The organism is Rhodococcus sp. 06-1460-1B (assembly GCF_002258475.1).
Taxonomy (GTDB): Bacteria; Actinomycetota; Actinomycetes; order Mycobacteriales; family Mycobacteriaceae; genus Rhodococcoides; species Rhodococcoides fascians.
The window spans coordinates 88,985-102,266 of record NZ_NOYS01000022.1; the positions used below are offsets into that span (position 1 = coordinate 88,985).

Genomic DNA, 13,282 nt, shown 5'->3' on the forward strand with positions numbered 1-13,282 from the left:
TCGAACTGGATGGGGTATTTCTCGGTATGGACGGCACTGCTCTCGATCGTCTCGGTTCCTCGGACGTGCCGGCTGCCGCCGGCGGTGACGACACGGCCGAACTGACAGTTCAGAGGCTTCTGTTCGACGGCCCGTCGCCCCTGGTCAGCGCAGACATGTACAGCGAGGTCCGCAAGGGCAACGCCGAGCGCACCCGCACCGGTGTCCGGATCGCCAAGCGCAGCGTCGTACATACCAACAGCTACTTCGGACGGTTCCCGGCCAGCTACTGGCAGCGGTGGACCACCGTCACCGAGGTGGTGTTCCGGGCGACCGTCGCCGGTGCCGGCCGGATCGATCTGGTGGCCACGGACTACAAGGGTCACGAGCGCACGATGGCCAGCACAACGGTCGATTCCGCGAACGCGTCGACTCAGTTGGCCGTTCCCGTCGCCACCACGCAGTTCCTCGACGGCGGCGCGCTGTACGTCCGCTTCACCACCACATCGAGCGAGTTGTCGGTGCAGGACGCGGAATGGACCGTCGCCGCACCGGAGAAGCTGCGTCCCACCTCGGTGGTGATCTGCACGTTCAATCGCGCCGACGACTGCGCCAACACCGTCGCTGCCATGGCCGACGATCCCATCGCTCTGCTCGGTGTCGACAACGTCTACGTCGTCGATCAGGGCACCGATCAGGTGCAGACGCGGGAGAAGTTCCAGCGCGTGGCGGCCGAGCTCGGCGACAAGCTCGTCTACATCACCCAGCCCAATCTCGGAGGTGCCGGCGGGTTCACCCGCGGCCTGTACGAGGTACAGGGCAAGGGCGGCGATCCGGCCAACGTGATCTTCATGGACGACGACGTGCTGTGCGAGCCCGAGGCGATCGTGCGCATGAACTCGTTCGCCAACATGACCGTCGAGCCGGCGATCATCGGCGCCCAGATGCTGTACCTGCTGCACCCTGACCGCGTGCACGTCGGTGCCGAGGTGGCCAACCTGCAGAAGCTCGAGGCCGGAGTCCACGTCAAGAACGCGGTATCGGACAAGAGCGCATTCAAGCGCAAGCGTCAGCAGGACGTCCGCGTCGACGCCGGATACAACGGCTGGTGGTCGTGCCTCATCCCGTCGGAGATCGTCGGGCAGGTCGGCTACCCGTTGCCGCTGTTCTTCCAGTGGGACGACATCGAGTACGGGCACCGTTCGCGCGCAAACGGATTCGCCACCGTCACGCTGCCGGGCGCAGCGGTGTGGCACGCCGACTTCGCGTGGAAGGACTGGGACGAGTGGCACCGCTACTTCAACCTGCGCAACGGCATGATCACCGCCGCCCTGCACATCGAACTCGACGGTAAGACGCTGGCCAAGCAGCTGTTCACCGACCTGCTTCGCTACCTGGTGTCGATGCAGTACGGCATGGCGTACACGCTGATCAAGTCCGTCGAGGACTTCCTGGCCGGTCCGGAACATCTGCTCGACGGCGGCATGGACGCGGCCGGTTCCATTCGGCGCGAGCGCGCAGCGTACGGAGAAACCAAGCGGCACAACGCCAACGACGTTCCGGGGGTGCGTCCGGCCGACATGTTCATCACCCCGGCCGGCCCGCACCCGAAGAAGAGCATGGAATTCGCCGTGCTCGCCAAGCGCGTCCTCAACCAGTGGCGCGGCACGGTGGATCCGGGCCCCGTTTCCATCTCGGCCGACGACGCGCACTGGTGGCACGTCTCGCTGTTCTCCCACGCGATCGTCACCGACCGCTCGCAAGAGGGCGTCCGAGTTCGCAAGCGCAACAAGGCACATGCCGTCGAGCTGCTCAAGCGCGGGGTGACGGCACTCAAGCGTCTGCGCACAGAGACACCCGCCGTGGCAGCGTCGTACCGCGCCGCCGTCCCGCAGCTGACGAGCCGCGAGAACTGGGCTCGTCTCTACGGGCAGTAGCTAGTTCGACCGGACCTTGGGTGCCGTGCGAATCCGCACGACGACCTGTTCGTTGTCGGCGGTGTACCCGAGGTAGTCGAATTCGGTGCCGGTGCGTGCGACGAATTCCGTCCACGCCCGGTACTCGTGGTTGCGCCAGCCGGGGAAGTTGAAGTACTCGTCGAACACGATGACGGTGCCCACTGCGAGTCGATCGGCCACGAGGTCCAGCACGGTGACCGTCGACGAGTACAGGTCGGCGTCGAGGTGCAGGAAGGCCAACTTCTCGTGGTGGCCCTTCAGGAAGCCCGGCAGAGAATCCTCGAACAGCCCCGGGACGATCTGTGCGCCGGGCACTTCGGGGATCGTGTCCTGCTCGAACAGTCCCTTCGGGAAGCCCGTACGCCAGGTCTCGGGTAGGCCGGAGAACACATCGAATCCGGCGACGACGGTGATGTCCTTACGCGACGCCAATTCCTCGGCGATGATCTCGAGCGTCGTCCCGCTGGCCACTCCGAACTCGAGCGCCATGCCGCGAATGGAGACCTCACCGAGTGCGAATCGCAGTGTTGCGTGCGGCCGCAGGAAGGTCGGTGCCTCCGGCATCATCTCTTCGGCGAATTCTGCGCTCTGGGCGGCGGCCTCGACGTCGGAGGCGTACGGAATGTCGCGACGCATCCGCATCTCGAGACCGCGAATGAAGGCGTGCAGATCGTCGATCTCACGTCGTTGACGTTCGAGGACGTCGAGCAATTTCGCTTGCTGATCGCTGGTCTGCTCGGCCAGCTGCGCGGTCTGCTGCGCCAGAACCTCACCGATTGCTCGTTGAAGTTTTTCTCGAGCCGACGACTTGATGCGATCCGCGAGCTTCCGAGGTTCCGTCATGGGCACACGGTAGCTGGTGAGGGCGCGTTCGCAAACACGTCAGGGCTTACGAAAGTGCTCTCGACGGCCGAGTCCGCGCAACCGGAACCACTCGGCCAGACCGCGAGGATTCCTGGTGGTGATCAGGAAGAACCAAGTGAAGCGAATCCACTCCTGCGGCAACAGCTTTCGCATTCCGGGCTGCGACATGAGGTAACCGCGGTTGCGGTAGGTGAAGTACCGCTTGGTCGCATCCTCCGGGTACTGCGTGTGCATCCGGCCACCGAGGATCGGCTTGAACTCTTCGGCTCCGTTGGGGTGCACGTACGCGGTCGTGAGACACGTTCCGAACTTCAGGCCCGAGCGCTGCAATCGGCGGTGTACTTCCACCTCGTCACCGCGCACGAACAGCCGCAGATCGGGTACGCCCACCGCATCGATCGTCGACGCCTTGAACAGGGCACCGTTGAACAACGATGCGATGCCTTCGAGCAGATCGTCTTCGGGATTCTCCGGGTCGATCAACTCCGAGCGAAGACGGCGCCACTCGACGCCGCGTCGCAGCGGAAACGCCAAGCGATCCGGATCCTCGATGTCACAGACGACTGGGGAGACCTCGTCCAGTCCGTGCGCGAGCGCGCAGTCGTAGAGGGTTTCGAGGACCTTCGGGCCCTCGGGTCGGCCGTCGTCGTCGGCGAGAAACACCCAGTCCGCGCCGAGCGAGAGCGCATACAGAATGCCGAGCGCGAATCCGCCTGCGCCACCCAGATTGTGCTGCGAGCCGAGGTACGTCGTCGGCAGGGCCGTCGACTCCACCAACTCACGGACGTCCGGCTCGTTCGCATTGTCGACGACGACCAGATGATCGAGCGGACGCGTCTGGGCACCGATCACGTCCAACGACAGAGCCAACAACTCACGCCGCTTGTGCGTGACGATGACCCCGACAATCTTGTCAGGCACCGGTGTTGTCCTCGCGCTCGATCTCTTTCAGGATCTGCGCGACGTGGTCACCGGCGTCGTCGCCGTCGTATGCCCGCACCACGTCCTCGATGCCGCCCTGCTGGCGAATCTGGCCGTGATCGATCCACATCGCGGTGTCGCACAGCTGAGCCAGGAACTCGTTGGAGTGGCTGGCGAACACCAGGATTCCCGAGCGCTTCACCAACTGCTGCAGTCGGTGCCGGGCCTTCTTCATGAACTCCGCGTCGACGGCACCGATGCCCTCGTCGAGCAGCAGGATCTCCGGGTCGATGCTGGTGACGACGCCCATCGCGACGCGCACCCGCATACCTGTGGAGTAGGTGCGCAGCGGCATGTCGAGGTAGTCGCCGAGTTCGGTGAAGTCGGCGATCTCGTCCATCTTCGCGAGCATCTGCTTGCGCGTCTGGCCGAGGAACAGCCCACGAATGATGATGTTCTCGTAACCGGAGATCTCCGGGTCCATACCGACGCCCAGATCGAACACCGGCGCGACGCGGCCGCGGATGGTGGCGCTGCCACGCGTCGGCTCGTAGATGCCCGAGAGCAGCCGCAGCAGCGTCGACTTGCCCGCGCCGTTGTGACCCACCAGGCCGACGCGATCGCCGTCCTTCAGGTTCATCGTGATGTTCTTGAGAGCTTCGACGACGACGACGTCGGAGGAGTTCCGGTCGATGGCACCGCCGGCTTTGCCGAGGAACGCCTTCTTCAAGGACCGCGTCTTGGCGTCGAAGATCGGGAAGTCGACGCATGCGTCATGAGTACTGATGCTGATGGACAACTGCTGACCCCTAAACCCAGTAGGGCACGCGGGCCCGGTACTTCTTGAGAGCGACGATGGCCAGCGCCCACCCGACGACGGTGAACCCGAGCACGATGTACCAGTGGTACGCCTGCTGGTCCTCGCCGATCAGAGGGGCCCGGATGATGTCCAGGTAGTGGAACAGCGGGTTGATCTCGACGAGCTTCGCGCGATTCGCGGCCTCGCCGCCCATCTGCTGTAGGCCCGAGGTGGTCCACACGATCGGCGTCATGAAGAACATCAGCGTGACGAAGCTGCCGAGGATCGGGGCGATGTCGCGGTAGCGGGTGGCGATGATGCCGAAGAGGATCGACACCCACACGGCGTTGAGCAGAATCAGGACCAGCGCCGGGATCGCGAAGATCACGGTCCAGTGCAGTCCGCCGGGCGGCCAGAAAATCGCGATGATGATCACGTAGATCAGCAGGTTGTGGCCGAGCAGCAGGAGCTGACGCCACACCAACCGATAGACGTGCACGCTGAGCGCACTGGGCAGCTGCTTGATCAGGCCCTCGTTGGCGACGAAGACGTCTCCGCCTTCGAGGATCGCGGCGCTGATCAGGCCCCACACGATCAGCCCAACGGTCACGTGCGGCAGGAACTCGCGCAGATCGATGTTCAGGAGCACCGAATACAGCAGGCCCATGGCGATGGCCTGGACGCCGGTGGCGATGGTGATCCAGAACGGGCCGATCACCGACCGTCGATAGCGCTGCTTGATGTCCTGCCAGCCGAGATGCAGCCACAACTCACGCTGGTTGAAACCGGTCCGCAGATCGCCGAACGCGCGCCGATAAGTCTGTGAGTCCGAAACCGGAGCAGGCATCTGTTCTCCTGCCTCGCTCTCGGGATCCTTCGCTGGTGCCGACACGACGGTCGACACTACCTGTAATCGACCATGCAGCTCATTTTGCGAGCGTGTGTGTGGTGTTACAGGTACTGGCCGGTACCGCTGCCGTGGCCGCCGGCCGGTGTGGGCATGACGCCGGGAGGCAATGCACCCTGACGCATCTGCTCGAGCTGGGCCCGTGCGGCCATCTGCTGAGCGAACAGTGCCGTCTGGATGCCGTGGAACAGTCCTTCGAGCCAGCCGACGAGCTGAGCTTGCGCGATCCGCAGTTCGGCGTCGGTGGGCACGACGTCGTCGCCGAACGGCAGCACCAGACGCTCGAGCTCGTCGCGCAGCTCCGGGGCCAAGCCCTGCTCGAGCTCCTGGATGGACGATTTGTGGATTTCCTTGAGCCGATTACGGCTGGCGTCGTCGAGAGGTGCCGCGCGCACTTCTTCGAGCAGTTGCTTGATCATCGTGCCGATGCGCATCACCTTGGCGGGCTGTTCCACCATCTCCGAGAGGTCCGATCCGTCGGACGACTCCTCGTTGGCCGCCGATCCGGAAGCGCGGGCTGCAGCAGCGGTGGCTTCCTCGCGGCTCAGTGCGAGTGGCTCTCCGTTGGGGCCGATCACGACGACGTGATCGCCGGGTGCATTGTTCGACTCGGATTGCGTCATGCATCCATCTTTACGCGTCGCCTGCCGTTGCGCGATCGACAGGGGCGATTATCCTGGTTCGGTCGTTCGCAACCGGGGTGTCAGGAGGATCGAAGCGTGCGTTGTTGGCTGCCGTTCCCTGGGGAAACGGGACGTGAAACACACCCTCGGCGGGTCGGCGCTTAGAGTGTCCGGCATGGGGTACGACGTCGCACGGGTCAGAGGGTCCATTCCCTCCCTCGGCGACGGGTGGATTCATTTGGACCCTCAGCTGGGAATGCTGATTCCGGATCGCGTGTCGACGGCCGTCTCCACGGCGTTCCGGCACAGTGCGTCCAATCATTCGGCCGGCAACATCGCCGCCAAGCGGAGTGCTGCTCTGCTCGAATCCGCCCGCGTCGCAATCGCAGATCTGGTCGGTGCCTATCCGTCCGGGGTGGTCATCGGACCGGATCGGGCGACGCTGCTGTCGTGGCTCGCCGATTCTCTGAGCTCCCGGCTCGGGCTGGGAACCGGCTTGGTGCTGTCGCGTCTGGACGAGGAAGCCAACGTTGCGCCGTGGCTGCGGGTCGCCAGCCGAACCGGAGCACACGTGCGCTGGGCCGAGGTCGAGATCGATACGTGCGAGCTGCCCACGTGGCAGTTCGAGGAACTCATCACCTCCACCACCCGGCTCGTCGCGGTCACCGCGGCGTCGCCGATCGTGGGTAGCGCTCCCGACGTTCGCGTCGCGGCGGATCTGGTCCACGAGGTCGGTGGACTCATCGTCGTCGATGCCGCCGGAGCAGCCCCCTACGCGCACGTCGACATCAAGGAACTCGGAGCCGACGTCGTCGCGATCGACGCGGCCGCGTGGGGTGGGCCGTCGGTGGGTGCGCTGATCTTCCGCGATCCGACACTGCTCGACCAGTTGCCGTCGATGTCGCTGAACCCGTCGGCGAAGGGGCCGGAACGGCTCGAGGTCAGTGGTCATCAGTACGCGCTGCTGGCCGGTGTCGTGTCGTCCATCGACTACCTGGCCAACCTCGACGACGCAGCCACCGGCACTCGCCGTGAGCGGCTCGAACTGTCGATCGGGTCGCTGCAGCACTATCAGGATCGGCTCTTCGAGCATCTGATGGCTGCGCTCGCCACCCTCGATCACGTCATGGTGCTCGGCACTGCGCCCACGCGTATCCCGACCGTCAGCTTCACCGTCGACGGTATGCCCGCGGTGAAGGTGTCCGAGCAACTCGCGCAGGCTCGAATCGGCAGCGTCAGCGGGGTCCATGGTGGCAGTCGTCTGCTCGACGCCCTGGGCGTCAACGACGAAGGTGGTGCCGTCACCATCGGACTCGCTCCCTACACCACCCGGTACGAGATCGATCAGCTCGTGAAAGCTCTCGCTGCGCTCGCCCTTTGAGCGGCTGCGCCGCACGTGCGCGAGGTGCCTCCGGGTCGTTCCGCAGGCTCCACTCCGGCCTCGTAGCCCACTACGAAGTTCCACGCACGACCCTCGGACGCACATCACTGCACGCGCAGGATGACTTTCCCGATCGTCTCGGCGTCGTCGAGCATTCGATGTCCTTGTGCTGCTTCGGTTATCGGGATTTCGGCATGCACGACGGCGGTGACGCGGCCTTCGGAGATCATCGGCCACAGGTGCGCGGTCATGTCGGCGACGATGTCGGCTTTGCTCGACGGTCCGGTCTCGGGGCGTCCACGCAATCCGGCCGCGTGTACCGAGCCACGCTTGGCGATGAGCTTGCCGAAGTTCAGCTCACCCTTCACGCCGCCCTGCATTCCGATGGTGACGACGGTGCCGTCCATGGCGAGCGCGTCGAGGTTACGGTCGAGGTACTTCGCGCCCATGTTGTCCAGGATCAGGTCGGATCCGTGATCGTTTGTCTGTGAACGTATTTCGGTGACGAAGTCTTGGTTCTTGTAGTCGATGAGTATGTCGGCACCGAGGTCCGCGCACATGTCCAGCTTGTACTTGGATCCGGCGGTCACGGCGACGGTGACGCCCAGCTGTTTCGCGACCTGGATTGCGTGCGTACCGATTCCGCTGCCGCCGCCGTGGATCAGCAGTACTTGGCCCGAACGCATGTGCGCATCCATCACCAGGTTGGACCACACCGTGGACGCGACCTCCGGAAGTGCTGCTGCCACATGGAGATCGAGGCCCGCAGGGATCGGGAACAGCTGGGTGGCAGGCACGGCGACCTGCTCGGCGTACCCGCCACCTGCCAGCAGCGCGCAGACCCTGTCGCCGACGTTCCAGCCGCTGACGCCGTCACCGAGCTCGGAAATGATTCCCGAGCACTCGAGACCGAGGATCTCGCTGGCACCCGGGGGCGGCGGATAGTTGCCTTGACGCTGCATCAGATCGGCACGGTTGACGGCGGTGGCGAAGACGTCGACGATCACCTGTCCGCGGGCCGGTCGTGGATCGGGAACCTCGGTCCACTCCATGACGTCGGGATCGCCGAATTCTTTCAGTGTGATTGCACGCATGCATCCATGATGCGCCACCACTGTCGCAGGCGCTTTACAGGTCCCAGAGGTTGATGCCGAAGTCGCCGGCGTGACTGTCGATCTGTTCGAGTTCGGCGTCGGAGAAGTCCAGATTGTCCAGCGCCGCGACGTTGTTCTCGAGCTGCTCGACGCTCGATGCGCCGATCAGTACCGACGTCACTCGCCGGTCGCGCAGCGCCCAACTCAGTGCGAGCTGCGCCAGGGACTGACCGCGGGCCGACGCGATGTCGTTCAGTGCGCGAAGGTGCCCGATGTGGTCGTCGGTGAGCCAGTCCGGGTTCAGCGACTTGCCCTGTGCTGCGCGCGAATCCGCGGGAATGCCGTCGAGGTACTTGTCGGTGAGCATGCCTTGAGCGAGGGGAGAGAATGCGATGACGCCTGCGCCGATCGCGTCGAGTGTGCCCAACAGTTCGGGTTCGATCCACCGGTTGACCATGGAGTAGCTGGGCTGATGGATCAGCAACGGAACACCGGCGTCGGCGAGTAGATCCGCCATCTTCTGCGTGCCCTCGGGCTTGTACGAGCTGATGCCCGCGTACAGGGCCTTCCCCTGTTGGACAGCGCTGATCAGCGCGCCGGCTGTCTCTTCGATGGGAGTGTCGTGGTCGGGGCGGTGGCTGTAGAAGATGTCGACGTGGTCGAGTCGCATACGCGTTAACGACTGGTCGAGTGAGGACAGCAGGTACTTGCGGGAGCCACCGAAACCGTACGGGCCGGGCCACATGTCCCATCCCGCTTTGCTGGAGATGATCAGTTCGTCGCGGTACCCGGCGAAGTCCTCGGAGAAGATGCGGCCGAAGTTCTTCTCGGCGCTTCCGTACGGCGGACCGTAGTTGTTCGCCAAGTCGAAATGGTTGATTCCCAGATCGAAGGCGCGACGAAGAATCGCGCGCTGCTTCATCAGTGGAACGTCGTCGCCGAAGTTGTGCCACAGGCCCAGCGACACCGCCGGCAGTACCGGCCCACGCGATCCCACTCTGCGATACGACATGGATTCGTAGCGATCGGCGGCGGCAACGTACGGAGGGTCGATGTAGGGATCTGTCATAACTCGACCCTAGGTCTCATCGGCGAATCGGACCCCGAACCACGGCAAGCTACTCGTGAGTAGATTTCCTGCCTAAGATGACTCGCGTGACGGCCGAATTAGCCATTGGTCCCGGGGGGGACCCGCAGTGGCTCGACACTGCGGAAATGAGAGCTTGGCGTGCCTATGTCGACGGCGGTCAACGATTGATGGAGGTATTGAACAGGGATCTACAGGACAAGCACGACCTGTCGATGGCGGAGTACCGCATCCTGGTGATGCTGTCCGAGGCGGACGACGGCTCCATCCGCATGAGCGAGTTGGCCGACGGGGTTCTGTCCTCCCGAAGTCGCCTCACCCACCAGATCAGGCGAATGGAAGTCCAGGACATGGTGCGCCGCAGTACCTGCGCGCACGACGGCCGTGGCGTCCTCGCCGTCATCACCGAGGAAGGTCGACGACGACTGACGGAGGCAGCACCCACGCACGTCCGCAGCGTCCGGCAACATCTGGTCGATCTCCTCACCCCGACCGAACTCGACGTCCTGGGCGACATCTTCCAGAAAGTGGACGCCGCAATGGACGCATCGGCAACCCGACCCCGACGCTGACAGACCGGCAACGAGGGGCGATTGGGCCGGTGCCGCCCCGGCCGTTAAGATCGCACACGGAAGCGTGGCAGAGCGGCCCAATGCACTCGCCTTGAAAGCGAGAGACGTGTAAAAGCGTCCGGGGGTTCAAATCCCTCCGCTTCCGCCATATGTCGATTGATCGAGCCCGGTCCGCCCGCGAGGGTGGACCGGGTTTGTTCGTTTGTGCATTCCTGTCGTCGGCCTCACACGCCGAACCGACGTCAGCGCTCGGTGTATCGCCGGATCCAGCTCGATAGCCGCCCACCTCGGGTCTGCTGACGCCCTTCTAAATCAACCGAAGAATGAGACAATCGATCAATGAAACACACTGCGACAGTCCGAGTTTCGGATAGTGAGATGCGATTGGCCCAGCAAGTCTCCCTGGATTTGATCTGGCCTCCCAGCGGTGTTCCAGGATTCGTGTATTTCGGCGACGGAGGAGCACTGATCAAGACTGGAATCTCGGGAGGGTTCGTGAGCGTCGAGCTAGAAGTGCTCGGAAGTGAACCTGATCTGAATCTCGCCCCGTGGGAAGACGTCGACGAGGGTGACCTGGCAACCAAGGCCGGAGGCATACGTCTGTCAGCAGGTATGGAGGTCACGAACTGGATACCCGGAGGCAACGAGGGCCTGACGGCTCGACATCCAGCGCTCCACCGGGTTCGGGTCAGCGCCGCAGGCAGAAGCAAGAACCGCGACTTGGTGATAGTTGGCGATGGACCTGTCGAGTCGTACTCGATCGAGATCTGGCCGGTGTCATCCGTATCGGCATCGATCGTCCGCAAGCGCTCGTCGGGCTGTTAGGGCTCGGAATATTTTGGCTCACAGCCTGGGTCGGTGTGGGACTTTTCCATCGACGCAGATGTCGAGTGCTCACAGGAAGGCTGCCGACGGGCTGGCATCAATACCGGTTCAGTGGGTACTACCTGCCAATGAGCGAAGAAGCGCGGCGCAACGACGGCGACAACGAGGGACCTCTGGAAGAGGAGCTCGAGGAGAGTTTCGACGCTGTCGTCACCGAAGGCGGTGAGCGATTGCACCGCACCGTACGCACCGTGCTGATCACCGGACTCTTCGGCGGACTCGAGGTCGCTCTGGGGGTGATGGCGTACCTGGCGGTGCTGGACGAGACCGGCAGTCACCTGCTGGCGGGCCTGGCGTTCGGAATCGGCCTGGTGGCCATCTATCTCGCACACGGTGAGCTGTTCACCGAGGATTTCCTGATGCCGATCGCCGCGATTGTGGCCCGCAACGGCACGCCTGCGCAGCTCGCGAAGTTGTGGGTCGGGACGCTGCTCGCGAATCTGCTCGGCGGTTGGTTCGTGATGTGGTTGATCGCGCACGCGTTTCCGCAATGGCTCGAAGTGTTGTCCGAGTCGGCGCATCATTTCGTCTACGCACCCTTGGATCTTCAATCGATCTGCCTCGCTGTTCTCGGCGGCAGCACGATGACACTGCTGACCCGCATGCAGCAGGGAACCGAATCCGACGTAGCGCGGATCATCGCCGCCATGGCGGCGGGTTTTCTGTTGGCCGGATTGCAGTTGTTTCACTCGGTCCTGGATTCCCTGCTGATCTTCGGGGCCATCCACGCAGGAGCGGACGTGAGCTATCGCGAGTGGATCGAATGGTTCGGCTACACAGTACTGTTCAACATCATCGGCGGCGTCGTGTTGGTCACGGCGCTGCGCTTGGTGCGCACGAAGGAACTCGTGAAGTCCGAGCGTGACCAGAATTCTGAGTAGGGCTCCACGAGAGAAGCTTCTGTGCCCCTGGTGGAAAGCGCGGCGATCCGATCTGTTGCTACCTTCGTCGGTATGAATTCCGCCGAACAGGCCTACTTCGCAATTGCGCTTTTCGAGCTCGGCTCGAATGATGGCACAGGCAAGTATTACCGGGAAGATTTCTATCTGATCCACGCCAATAACGATGTCGCTGCGCAGGGCAAGGTCGAAATGCTCGCGCGCGAGCAGGAGTACGAGGTGGGCTCCGGCGAGGACCGGTCATACGTCCGATTGGTGCGTGTGGTCGATGTGGCTCGCACTCTTCGCGATCTCACCGGTGACGCCGACGATCTGTATTCGCGTCACTTTGCCTCGCTGGAGACGTATTCAGAGTTCGAGATGAAGCTGGGCGGACGCGATCCTCTCGCCCCCGGTCGCGAGTGATCAGCCCTCCGCGGTCTCCCAACGCTCCAGGCTCCGTCGAGTCTCGTAGCGTCGTACAGCTTTCGAGATCGGGTCGATGAATTCGATTGCACTGGCGAGTAATTGGAGGGGTACTGTGAAATCGTCGACGGCTCGGCCGGTTGCCGTCGGGTAGAGATCGTCACCCAGGATGGGAATGCCCAACGAGTTCATGTGCAGACGTAGCTGGTGGGTTCGTCCCGTCGACGGTGTCAGTCGGTACCGTCCGATACCCTCGCGGTGTTCCAGAAGTTCGACTACGGTGTGCGCGTTGGGTTCTCCGGCCACCTCACGTGCAGTGAACTGGCCCTTGTCCGCGACGATTCGACTGCGTACCTCGGTCGGCAGGGTGACCGACGGGTTGTACGCCGCGATGGCCTAGTATTCCTTGTGTACCTTCCGATCCTGGAACAACGTCTGATACGCCCCGCGAAGTGTCGGATCGACGACGAACAGCACCAGGCCCGCGGTGACGCGATCGAGTCTATGAGCAGGCACCAGTTGCGGAAGATCGAGTTCGAGGCGCAGGCGCACCAGCGCGGTCTGCAGAATGTGGCCGCCGCGCGGGATCGTCGGTAGGAAGTGCGGCTTGTCGATCACCAGTACGGCGTCGTCCTGGTGCACGATCGAGATGTCGAAGGGCACAACGGTTTCCGTCGGCAGGTCGCGGTGGAACCAGACAGCGTCGCCGGGGACGTACGGCGCATCAGCGGATACAGGCCCGCCCATGTCGACGACCTCGCCCGCAGCGAGCATCTCGTCGACGCGCTCCGGCGAGATCCGCTGCTCGGTCGCCGTCAAGAACTCGCGGACGGTGGGCCATGTCCCGTCCTCGGGCATTCGGACGCGGGCGGGGTCGAGGCCGTTGCGCTTCGCCAGGGGCGGTTGCT

General features: G+C 63.7%; 13 protein-coding genes, 1 tRNA gene and 1 pseudogene. 7 read left to right on the top strand and 8 right to left on the bottom strand.

Annotated features, from left to right (window positions below; translation table 11 throughout):
* Window positions 1-26 precede the first annotated feature (26 nt).
* Window positions 27-1,916, top strand: a complete 1,890-nt coding sequence (locus CH268_RS11810; RefSeq protein WP_094664197.1) for a glycosyltransferase — start codon at window positions 27-29, stop codon at window positions 1,914-1,916.
* Here the strand turns inward: CH268_RS11810 and CH268_RS11815 are convergent, their stop codons facing one another.
* From CH268_RS11815 to CH268_RS11835, 5 genes are all read right to left on the bottom strand, one after another.
* Window positions 1,917-2,780 carry a TylF/MycF/NovP-related O-methyltransferase gene (locus tag CH268_RS11815; protein WP_032366779.1) on the bottom strand — a complete coding sequence of 288 codons (864 nt, stop codon included), beginning with the start codon at window positions 2,778-2,780 and terminating at the stop codon, window positions 1,917-1,919.
* 39 nt (window positions 2,781-2,819) lie between these two features.
* Entirely contained in the window at window positions 2,820-3,722 is a 903-nt protein-coding gene (glfT1, locus tag CH268_RS11820; protein ID WP_094664199.1) for a galactofuranosyltransferase GlfT1, read from the bottom strand.
* Window positions 3,715-4,521, bottom strand: a complete 807-nt coding sequence (wzt, locus tag CH268_RS11825) for a galactan export ABC transporter ATP-binding subunit Wzt/RfbE (RefSeq protein ID WP_037218880.1) — start codon at window positions 4,519-4,521, stop codon at window positions 3,715-3,717. The genes glfT1 and wzt overlap by 8 nt, the downstream gene beginning before the upstream one ends.
* A 10-nt stretch (window positions 4,522-4,531) precedes the next feature.
* Window positions 4,532-5,368 carry a galactan export ABC transporter permease subunit Wzm/RfbD gene (wzm, locus tag CH268_RS11830; RefSeq protein ID WP_167328462.1) on the bottom strand — a complete coding sequence of 279 codons (837 nt, stop codon included), beginning with the start codon at window positions 5,366-5,368 and terminating at the stop codon, window positions 4,532-4,534.
* Window positions 5,369-5,472: 104 nt separating this feature from the next.
* The gene (locus tag CH268_RS11835) at window positions 5,473-6,051 is read right to left on the bottom strand and encodes a bacterial proteasome activator family protein (RefSeq protein WP_094664201.1); all 579 of its coding nucleotides are present in this window, start codon (window positions 6,049-6,051) and stop codon (window positions 5,473-5,475) included.
* Between the two features lie 175 nt (window positions 6,052-6,226).
* Here CH268_RS11835 and CH268_RS11840 point away from each other — a divergent pair, with 175 nt between their 5' ends.
* Window positions 6,227-7,432, top strand: a complete 1,206-nt coding sequence (locus CH268_RS11840) for a cysteine desulfurase-like protein (RefSeq protein ID WP_032366782.1) — start codon at window positions 6,227-6,229, stop codon at window positions 7,430-7,432.
* Between the two features lie 104 nt (window positions 7,433-7,536).
* Here the strand turns inward: CH268_RS11840 and CH268_RS11845 are convergent, their stop codons facing one another.
* Both CH268_RS11845 and mgrA read right to left on the bottom strand, forming a co-directional pair.
* Window positions 7,537-8,526, bottom strand: a complete 990-nt coding sequence (locus CH268_RS11845; protein WP_094664203.1) for an NAD(P)H-quinone oxidoreductase — start codon at window positions 8,524-8,526, stop codon at window positions 7,537-7,539.
* A 34-nt stretch (window positions 8,527-8,560) separates the two neighbouring features.
* The gene (gene mgrA, locus CH268_RS11850) at window positions 8,561-9,595 is read right to left on the bottom strand and encodes an L-glyceraldehyde 3-phosphate reductase (RefSeq protein ID WP_032366524.1); all 1,035 of its coding nucleotides are present in this window, start codon (window positions 9,593-9,595) and stop codon (window positions 8,561-8,563) included.
* 77 nt (window positions 9,596-9,672) lie between these two features.
* On the opposite strand from mgrA, the gene CH268_RS11855 reads away from it, so the two are divergent.
* The 5 genes from CH268_RS11855 (at window position 9,673) to CH268_RS11875 (ending at window position 12,374) form a co-directional block, all read left to right on the top strand.
* Window positions 9,673-10,185, top strand: a complete 513-nt coding sequence (locus CH268_RS11855; RefSeq protein WP_094664205.1) for a MarR family winged helix-turn-helix transcriptional regulator — start codon at window positions 9,673-9,675, stop codon at window positions 10,183-10,185.
* A gap of 58 nt (window positions 10,186-10,243) precedes the next feature.
* A tRNA-Ser gene (locus CH268_RS11860) sits at window positions 10,244-10,333 on the top strand.
* 293 nt (window positions 10,334-10,626) lie between these two features.
* Window positions 10,627-11,010 carry a hypothetical protein gene (locus CH268_RS11865; protein WP_141215138.1) on the top strand — a complete coding sequence of 128 codons (384 nt, stop codon included), beginning with the start codon at window positions 10,627-10,629 and terminating at the stop codon, window positions 11,008-11,010.
* 128 nt (window positions 11,011-11,138) lie between these two features.
* On the top strand, window positions 11,139-11,951 hold the full coding sequence (locus CH268_RS11870) for a formate/nitrite transporter family protein (protein WP_027494769.1): 813 nt from the start codon (window positions 11,139-11,141) through the stop codon (window positions 11,949-11,951).
* Between the two features lie 72 nt (window positions 11,952-12,023).
* On the top strand, window positions 12,024-12,374 hold the full coding sequence (locus CH268_RS11875; RefSeq protein WP_094664209.1) for a DUF4288 domain-containing protein: 351 nt from the start codon (window positions 12,024-12,026) through the stop codon (window positions 12,372-12,374).
* On the opposite strand, the pseudogene CH268_RS11880 reads toward CH268_RS11875, so the two are convergent.
* Window positions 12,375-13,232 (bottom strand): annotated as a pseudogene (locus CH268_RS11880) (pseudouridine synthase).
* Window positions 13,233-13,282 lie beyond the last annotated feature (50 nt).